This is a genomic window from Acinetobacter sp. RIT698, from assembly GCF_009668065.1.
In the GTDB taxonomy this organism is placed as follows: Bacteria; Pseudomonadota; Gammaproteobacteria; order Pseudomonadales; family Moraxellaceae; genus Acinetobacter; species Acinetobacter guillouiae.
The window spans coordinates 1-8551 of record NZ_WJYH01000087.1; the positions used below are offsets into that span (position 1 = coordinate 1).

The 8551-nt window shown below is 36.5% G+C and carries 8 protein-coding genes; 5 read left to right on the forward strand and 3 right to left on the reverse strand.

All coding sequences use genetic code 11. The features are described 5' to 3' along the window. Positions 1–236 precede the first annotated feature (236 nt). Entirely contained in the window at positions 237–569 is a 333-nt protein-coding gene (locus GJV03_RS20720; RefSeq protein ID WP_154131020.1) for a hypothetical protein, read from the forward strand. A gap of 265 nt (positions 570–834) precedes the next feature. Here the strand turns inward: GJV03_RS20720 and GJV03_RS20725 are convergent, their stop codons facing one another. Next, a complete protein-coding gene (locus GJV03_RS20725; RefSeq protein WP_154131021.1) occupies positions 835–1533 on the reverse strand; it encodes a TIGR04219 family outer membrane beta-barrel protein in 699 nt (232 codons plus the stop codon). A 137-nt stretch (positions 1534–1670) separates the two neighbouring features. Here GJV03_RS20725 and GJV03_RS20730 point away from each other — a divergent pair, with 137 nt between their 5' ends. The 4 genes from GJV03_RS20730 (at position 1671) to GJV03_RS20745 (ending at position 5710) form a co-directional block, all read left to right on the forward strand. Continuing rightward, positions 1671–3119 (forward strand): aldehyde dehydrogenase family protein, encoded by a 1449-nt coding sequence (locus GJV03_RS20730; protein ID WP_105714790.1) that lies wholly within the window; start codon positions 1671–1673, stop codon positions 3117–3119. 61 nt (positions 3120–3180) lie between these two features. After that, entirely contained in the window at positions 3181–3768 is a 588-nt protein-coding gene (locus tag GJV03_RS20735; protein ID WP_154131022.1) for a DUF1287 domain-containing protein, read from the forward strand. Positions 3769–4077: 309 nt separating this feature from the next. Then, a complete protein-coding gene (locus tag GJV03_RS20740; RefSeq protein WP_004718898.1) occupies positions 4078–5556 on the forward strand; it encodes a sodium-dependent transporter in 1479 nt (492 codons plus the stop codon). 10 nt (positions 5557–5566) lie between these two features. Next, positions 5567–5710 (forward strand): methionine/alanine import family NSS transporter small subunit, encoded by a 144-nt coding sequence (locus tag GJV03_RS20745; protein ID WP_004718897.1) that lies wholly within the window; start codon positions 5567–5569, stop codon positions 5708–5710. 52 nt (positions 5711–5762) lie between these two features. Here the strand turns inward: GJV03_RS20745 and rsmB are convergent, their stop codons facing one another. Both rsmB and fmt read right to left on the reverse strand, forming a co-directional pair. After that, on the reverse strand, positions 5763–7070 hold the full coding sequence (gene rsmB / locus GJV03_RS20750; protein ID WP_154131023.1) for a 16S rRNA (cytosine(967)-C(5))-methyltransferase RsmB: 1308 nt from the start codon (positions 7068–7070) through the stop codon (positions 5763–5765). After that, the gene (fmt, locus tag GJV03_RS20755) at positions 7067–8026 is read right to left on the reverse strand and encodes a methionyl-tRNA formyltransferase (protein ID WP_154131024.1); all 960 of its coding nucleotides are present in this window, start codon (positions 8024–8026) and stop codon (positions 7067–7069) included. The genes rsmB and fmt overlap by 4 nt, the downstream gene beginning before the upstream one ends. Between the last annotated feature and the right edge of the window lie 525 nt (positions 8027–8551).

Consider the following 8551-nt stretch of genomic DNA (forward strand, 5'->3'; position numbering starts at 1 on the left):
CTAGCGAGATTGGGGTGTTTTTTTATGCGTGGTGTTTATTGGAATAATGAAAGAGATCTATTTATATTAAGTTAATTGATCAATGATTAAGCTTATGCATTGATGAAACTGAACTTATTTTCTGTATTTCTCATCATGATCATCATTGAAGTGAAGATATAGAAAGAGTTGAGCTATTGAACCAGTCGTTTCTTTATGCTAAAAATTAAAGTATTACGATAAAAACAGTTAATAATATGTTGATTTTCCAATTTTTCTTTACAGATTATGATGGTGAAGAGGTTTTACCCACTCAAAATCAGTATGCATCTATCGATGAAATCATAGAAATAATGCAATCTGTGTTAATCAGACCAGAAAACTTTTTAGGGATCGTTGATAAAAATGATCGTACTTTACAGTTTATCGTCAATGATGATTATTCATTAGATGCAGATATTCCTGTTCCTGATCAAAAAGGCTCTTATACAAAAACAATAAGTTTGCATGAAGCGGTTAAACTGGTTCAAAAACAAACTGAACTGATTCAAATTGATGCTATTGACGGAATGGCTTTTATGAAGTGGTAAGTCTTTTACTTTAATTGTTTTAGTCTATTCAAAATAAAAAACCTCAGACATCCATGCCTGAGGTTTTTTGTATTGGTTCTGAGGTATAACTCCTGTCGTACCTTTCGCTATCCTGCGTTATCGTCCTATCTTATTCTTGTTTTTAATGGAAACTTCCTGTTTCCTGATGTGTTTATAATATTAAAATTTAGCTGTTCTGCCTATACGCATAAATCGGCAGACCATGTAAGAAAAAGCTTACATGATCATAAACGGATATTTTCTATTAAAAATGGGCATTTAAACCAATATAAGGCCCTTTAAAATCTAATTTATATTTGATGTCATCTTTATCAGCATCAATACTCATATAGCGATATCCTACTTTAGCACCAAGGTCTAAAAGTAAACTTTGCACAAAATTATATTGAAGTTCTGCTTGTACATCTGTCAGTGTTGCATCTCCATCACTACCAACGATAATTTCTCCTTTGGTACTTAAACCTATAAATGGGAGCTTCCCACCGATAGAGGCATAAGCAATAGGTAAATTACCAGACATCGTATAATCCATAGATTGAATTGCATCATATTGTTTAAAATCACCATTAATATTTGCTAAGCCTAAACCAATGTCTGCACTAACAATATTATCGAGTATTTCATAGTATAAAATATAATCAGTATTAGTAAGGTCAATTGTATTTGAGCTAAATGCACCATCATTATTGTTAGTTGAGCTATCTAAATTGGTGTATTTAATTTTTACATTCGGTAAAAGAGGAACAGGATGTTCAAAAGCAATCGAAGCTTGAATGCCATTATCACGATCAATATCATTATTACCATTTAGTGGCTTAGTATTTTCAATTTTTCCATTGTAAGACCAGTAATTCACATCACCTTTTAAACCAATAAAATCAGCTTGAGCAAATGAACTTAGACCTAATGCAGCGATAAATAAGGGTAATTGAATAGATTTCATATGTCCTTCTTGATGAAATAATTTTTCATCCTATATTTTTGTTACTTAAATACATTTCAATACTGTATTAACAGAAGGCATGATATAGGGGTTTATCAAATTTTGCATTATTAAAAAGATTAAATCGAGGGTGTAGGATGAGTGATTCTATTGATCAAGCAGTGATTGAATTCCCACTTTATGTCGCCAATAAAGCGGTTAAATCAGGACAATGGCTTGAAGTTCATGATAAATTTTCGGGGAAAATTTATGCAAAAGTGGCTTTAGCGGATGCAAAAATTTTAGAAAAAGCCATCAGCGCAGCCGTGAAAGCTGAGAAAGAAATGGCTGCTTTAAAGCCATTTCAGAAGCAAAAAATACTGTTACATTGTGTTCAGCGCTTTAAAGAGCTTCGTGAAGAATTAACCCAAATTTTAATTATCGAAGGTGGAAAGCCTAAACTTGCAGCAGCAGCTGAGGTTGAAAGGCTGATAAATACTTTCCAGCTAGCGGCAGATGCAGTCTCCACAATCAATGATGGTCATTTAATGCCTTTGGCTGTAACCGCTGCGGCTTCTGCATATCGGGGAATGGTACAACATGTGCCGATTGGTGCAGTGTCTCTGATCAGTCCGTTTAATTTTCCTTTGAATTTAACAGCACATAAAATTGCACCAGCAATTGCAGCGGGTTGTCCATTTGTATTAAAGCCAGCAAGTTTGACACCAATTTCCGCATTAAAAATCGCAGAAATTTTGGCTGAAACAGATTTACCAAAAGGCGCATTTTCAATTTTGCCTTGTCCACGAGAACATGCTGATGTGTTAGTGACGGATGATCGCTTTAAGCTGCTCAGCTTTACCGGTTCTGATCAAGTGGGTTGGGATATGAAAGCACGTGCTGGTCGTAAAAAAGTAACCCTCGAATTGGGTGGTAATGCAGCTGTTTTAATTGAACCTGATACAGAAATAAGTGATGCATTGATTGATCGAGTGATTGGTGGTGCATATGGGCATGCGGGGCAGGTGTGTATTAGTGTGCAACGAATTTTAGTCCATGCTGATATTTATATAGAATTTAGAAAAAAAATCTTAGCAAAATTGAAAAAAGTATCTGCTGCAGATCCACATGTAGAAACCACGATAGTGGGCCCAATGATCAAGGAGGCGGAAGCGATTCGTTTAAAAAAATGGGTAGATAAAGCGGAGAAAAAGGGTGCGAAAATCTTAATTGGTGGCACTTTAAAAGGGGTTTTATTCGAGCCAACTTTGCTTGAAAATGTCGATGAATCTCTTGAAATTTATCAAAATGAAGCATTTGGCCCTGTGGCAATTTTAGAAAAATATAAAACATTTGAGAAAGGTATCGAACTGATTAACCAAGGTCGCTTTGGTTTACAAGCTGGTGTATATACTCAAAATCTCAATAAGATGCTTTATGCATGGGATCATCTACATGTGGGCGGGGTAATTATCAATGATATACCCACCTTCAGAGTTGATAATATGCCATATGGTGGCGTGAAAGATTCGGGTTTAGGTCGTGAGGGGATCCAGTCTGCAATTGGTGATATGCAGGAAGAGCGCTTACTTGTGATCAAACAATAAGTTAATATTCTAAGGGGCTACGGCTCCTTATTTCTTTGAATTTTATATATAGAGTTAAAAAATGATAATAAAATTTTTCAATTCATTATTTTTAATAGTTTTGCTTTGCTTACAGAGTGTGCAAATTTGGGCATTTCAATCTGAAAAATTGGTAAATGATGCACGTTCTCAGATCTGGAAAACTCTTTATTATGATCCTGCTTATACTCAATTGTCCTATCCAATGGGTGATGTTCCATTGATCAAAGGCGTATGCACAGACGTGGTTATTCGCGCCTTACGCCATCAAGGTATAGATCTGCAACAACGTATTCATGAAGATATGAAAGCCAATTTTAAAAAATATCCACAAAAATGGGGTTTAAAAGCAACCGATCGAAATATTGATCATCGACGGGTTCCAAATATCATGACCTATTTTCAGCGGCAAGGTTATCAAGTGAATGATCAAAAGCATCAAGCAGGTGATATCGTGGCATGGGATTTAGGTAAAGGTTTAACCCACATTGGTATCATTTCAAATAAAACCACAATGTTATCAAAAACACCTTTGGTTATTCATAACATTGGTTCTGGAACACGTGAAAATGATATTTTGCATGAATATAAAATCATTGGGCATTATCGACTACCCAAGAGGGTCAATTAGAAATAGGCAATTCCAAGCAAAATAGCTAAAAATTAACCATGTGTGATGAAAAGTAAAAAAAACATGGGAAAATGGACACAAATTACAGAAAAAGCGCTACAAAACGAGTATTGTTACAACATTAAACAGTAATTTTGTTGATGCACTTTAACCGAGAAGTTTGCAAAGTTACTGGTTTGGAATAATAACAAAGGACCCAAAAGGTGCTGTTTTATTCAAACAACAAAATTTAAAATTGGTACTTCTTTTGCTCGCAGATCACAATGAAAAAAAGCAGCATTTGAGGACATCTACAGAATTAGGTGTTTTATGACAGAATCTCGTGAAAACTGGACATCACGATCAGGTTTTATTATCGCAGCTGTTGGATCGGCTGTCGGTTTAGGTAATATTTGGCGCTTCCCTTACATTGCTTATGAAAACGGTGGTGGCGCTTTTTTAATTCCATATTTAATTGCACTTATCACTGCAGGTTTGCCACTGTTATTTTTAGACTATGCGACAGGGCATAAAAGTAATTCTTCACCTCCTAAAGCCTATCGTGCTTTATTTAAAGGGGGTGAAACTTTAGGTTGGTGGCAAGTCTGTGTCTGTATCATTATTGGTTTGTATTATGCCAGCGTACTGACATGGGCTGGCAGTTATGTTTATTTTTCTGTAGGTCAATTGTGGGGAAGTGATCCTGAAAACTTCTTCTTCAATACCTATTTACAAACTTCAAAATCAACAAGTTTTGATTTTCAGTTTGTTGGTCATTTATTTTGGCCAATTGTGGGAATTTGGGCATTAACACTGATCATCTTATTTGGTGGTGTGAAAAAAGGGGTTGAATTATCCAATAAAATTTTCATGCCTCTACTGTTTATTCTGTTTACTATTCTTGTTATTCAAGCTTTGCGTTTACCAGGAGCGGTCCAAGGTTTAAATGCTTTCTTTACACCGAACTGGGCAGCAATGTGGGATTATAAAGTATGGCTTGCAGCATTTGGTCATACGTTCTTTTCACTCTCTGTTGGCTTTGGGATCATGGTGACTTATGCCTCGTATCTTAAACCAAAAACCAATTTAACAGGCTCGGGCCTCATTGTTGGTTTTGCCAATGCGTCTACTGAAATCCTTGCGGGTATTGGTATCTTCGCGGCACTGGGCTTTATGGCATTTTCAGCAGGCAAGCCTGTAGATCAAGTGGTCAGTGGTGGTATCGGCTTGGCATTTATTGCTTTCCCTAAAATCATTTCAAGTTTAGGGACTGGTGCGGATTTATTCGGTTTACTGTTCTTCTCTTCTTTATTTGTTGCAGGGATTTCTTCAATGGTGAGTATCCTTGAAGTGCCGATTGCAGCGATGCAAGACAAGTTAAAATGGGGACGTAAAAAAGCCGTAAGCATCATTGGTGGTGGTAGTGCACTGGTTTCAATTTTCTTATTCTCTAGTGTGAACTCGATTAAACTGGTGGATATCGTCGATCACTTTATCAATAACATTGGGATTATTGGTGGTGCGTTATTGTCAATTATTTCGATAGCATGGTTTAAACGTTCGGCATTGATGGAGTTACGAGATCATGTGAATCGTATTTCAACTGTGCAACTTGGTAAAGGTTGGGATTTCACTTTAACTGTAATCACATCTTTAATTTTGCTGGTCACTTTAACTATGACCGTTTTTAGCTTGATTAAAAATGGATACGATACCTATAGTTCAAGTATGTTGATGTTCTTTGGTTGGGGCAGTGTGATTTTCTGTGCTGTTATTGCTTTAGTCCTTAGCAAAATGAAAGATCGATAGGAGCGTCAAAATGAATACTTCTGCAATCGTGATGATGATTATTTCAATGGTATTTTTATGGGGTGGGTTGATTTTATCGATCCTACATTTGATGAAAAATCCTGAAGAACTGGATGAAGTTCTGGAAGAAGTCAAAGATCACCATACGCTTTAAACTTGAGTCAAAAAAAAAGCAGGCGAATTAGCCTGCTTTTTTAATGCATTTTTTAAGCCGTTTTATGAATTCGGCAATAATAGAAACCATCACCATGATGCGCTTCAGGCAACAATTGACGACCGTGAATTTGTTCTATTCCCCAGTTTGCGTCAATCTTGATTTCTTCAGCATCTGCATGTTCAGCAAAAAACTCGACCATCTGCTGTTCATTTTCAACTTTTAGAATTGAGCAGGTAATATAAAGTAGTGTTCCACCAACTTTAAGCTGCTGCCACATATGCTTTAAAATTTGCTTTTGCAGATCGACCACTTGCTGAATATCTGTAGATTGACGCAATAAGCGAATATCAGGATGACGACGTAGAACACCAATAGCAGAACATGGTGCATCCAATACGATGCAATCGACCAACTCTTTAGGCACCCATGTTGTAGCATCTGCTGTGATGATTTCAACTGTTGCATCAACATTTAATTCAAGGCGTTCCAAGTTTTCTGAAACACGCAATAATCGTTTAGCATCATGATCAAGCGCAATTAATTTTTTAGGATTGAAGCGCTCTAAGATATGAGCTGCTTTACCACCCGGTGCTGCACAAGCATCGATAATGACTTTGTCATCTAAGTTGGGTAACAGTGTTGCACACAATTGAGCATGTTCATCTTGAACAGAAAACCCGCCTTCTTCAAAGCCTGGTAAATGAGTAATATTACCTGTTTGTTCCAGAACAATACCAACATCTGAAAGTGTACAAGGACGAGCATCAATCTGTTCTTCATCTAAAATATCAAGATATTCATCACGACTAATTTGACGTTCATTGACACGAAGTGTTAGTGGAGCGACTTGTTTTAAGTTTTGACAGATTTCAGGGAGTCGATCAGCCCAATCTTTTTTAAGTCGTTTGAACAGCCAACTTGGTAAACCATGGGTATTATTCAAAGCCGTTTGAAACTCAGTTGTTTCACGTGAAACACGACGAAGGATGGCATTGACCAAACCACTCATCGGTTCAAAACCTAATTGTTTCGCTGCATTGACAGTTTCTGAAATCGCCGCATGTGCAGGAATACGGGTGCATAAAATCTGGTATAAACCCAAATATAAGCAACTTTCTAGTGCTTCATTGTCTAACGGTTTTGTGAGCAAGGGTAAGGTAATTGCTTTTAAAGAATACCACTGACGTAAACAGCCCAAAGTAAGCTCATGGTATAAACCACGATCACGTTCAGAAACAATATTGATATGTTGGTTTAAAACGGAAGCCAAAGACTGTCCATTTTGAACAGCTAAAAGTGTTTTAACCACTTGTGCACGCAAATTCAAATTTTTTGCAGATGATTGAATTTGGCTCATGCGAATATATTTCCTAGTGAAAGTTTATGGCTTTGTATAATTTGTACAGGGTTAATGGCTTTGCCACCTGGCCATTGTAGGCTAGTCAGACAAATCACACCATCTCCACACAGCACATGTACACCTTGTTTGTTCATTTCGATAATGGTTCCGGGTACTTCACCATCGGCTATAAGGTCCGAAATTTGAGAATTCCACACACGTAAATTATTGGCTTCATCTATCGGTGTAAATGCGACTGGCCAAGGATTGAATGCTCGAATATTGCGATCAAGTTCAACTGCTGATTTAGTCCAATCAATTTGCGCTTCAGCTTTTGTGAGTTTATGTGCATATACCGTAAATTGTTCATCTTGCACTTCACGTGCATCTAAATATTGTTGTAGTTTTTGTTCTGATTCTAATACCACACAAATTGCTTCAGCGCCTTGGATCGCAAGTTTGTCATATAAAGTTGCTGAGGTTTCTTGTGCTGTGATTGGGCAAACTGTTTTAAAAATCATATCGCCTGTATCTAGTCCAGCCGCCATTTTCATGATCGTTACTCCGGTTTCAGTGTCGCCTGTTGCAATGGCACGCTGAATCGGAGCGGCACCACGCCAACGTGGTAGCAAAGAACCATGAATATTTAAACAACCATAGCGCGGTGTATCTAATACGGCTTGAGGCAAAATTAAACCATAAGCTGCAACCACCATTATATCTGCACCCAAAGCTGCTAATTCTTGTTGAGCCGCTAAGCCTTCGTCTGTCGATGCTTTGAAATGAAGAGGTTGATAGACGGGTAAGTTGTTTGCGAGTGCAAGTTGTTTCACGGCTGAAGCTGTCATTTTTTGTCCACGACCTGATTTACGGTCGGGTTGAGTATACACAGCCACAATTTCGTGATCAGTTTCAATGAGTGCTGCTAAAGCAGAAGCTGCAAATTCGGGTGTACCTGCAAAAATGATCTTCAAAGGTTATGCTCAGATTAAATTTTAAATTGAATTATAGCAAACCTGATTATATGGTGGCGTTTTCAAATGAAAATACGGGTTTTTCTATGTAAAAAATAAAATGTGATCAATTGTATATTTTGTTCTGATCACTTATCTGATTTGAAAATAGTCAACAGATGTCTATTACAGTACCCTTAAAATTCGTATAAGTCTAAATTAACCAACATCCGTTTTTAAAATAAATATCACTTTTTTATATAAAAATTTTCACCTTAAATTGATAGAAAAAGGTCTTATTTTTAACTTAATCTAAATAAAGAGAGTATTTAGAGATTGAAACGGGAATTATTGTGACATATTTCGCAGTAAAAATTGTTAACTGAATAAGAATAGGTAGTTAATCGGAATTTAACAATGTGTCAAATGTAAACTAAGTCTCGCATTGTTTTGATAAATGTGACAAATTTTGTCACATGCTCAATTTAAGAACGATATGTATTTAATAAATTTTAATGTTTTTTTGTAAAAATATAAGCTATTGAT

What these genes read in the sequence shown, in the direction of transcription:
- GJV03_RS20720 (WP_154131020.1), top strand. Translation starts at nt 237, where the DNA reads ATGTTGATTTTCCAATTTTTCTTTACAGATTATGATGGTGAAGAGGTT.
- GJV03_RS20725 (WP_154131021.1), bottom strand. Translation starts at nt 1,533, where the DNA reads ATGAAATCTATTCAATTACCCTTATTTATCGCTGCATTAGGTCTAAGT.
- GJV03_RS20730 (WP_105714790.1), top strand. Translation starts at nt 1,671, where the DNA reads ATGAGTGATTCTATTGATCAAGCAGTGATTGAATTCCCACTTTATGTC.
- GJV03_RS20735 (WP_154131022.1), top strand. Translation starts at nt 3,181, where the DNA reads ATGATAATAAAATTTTTCAATTCATTATTTTTAATAGTTTTGCTTTGC.
- GJV03_RS20740 (WP_004718898.1), top strand. Translation starts at nt 4,078, where the DNA reads ATGACAGAATCTCGTGAAAACTGGACATCACGATCAGGTTTTATTATC.
- GJV03_RS20745 (WP_004718897.1), top strand. Translation starts at nt 5,567, where the DNA reads ATGAATACTTCTGCAATCGTGATGATGATTATTTCAATGGTATTTTTA.
- rsmB (WP_154131023.1), bottom strand. Translation starts at nt 7,070, where the DNA reads ATGAGCCAAATTCAATCATCTGCAAAAAATTTGAATTTGCGTGCACAA.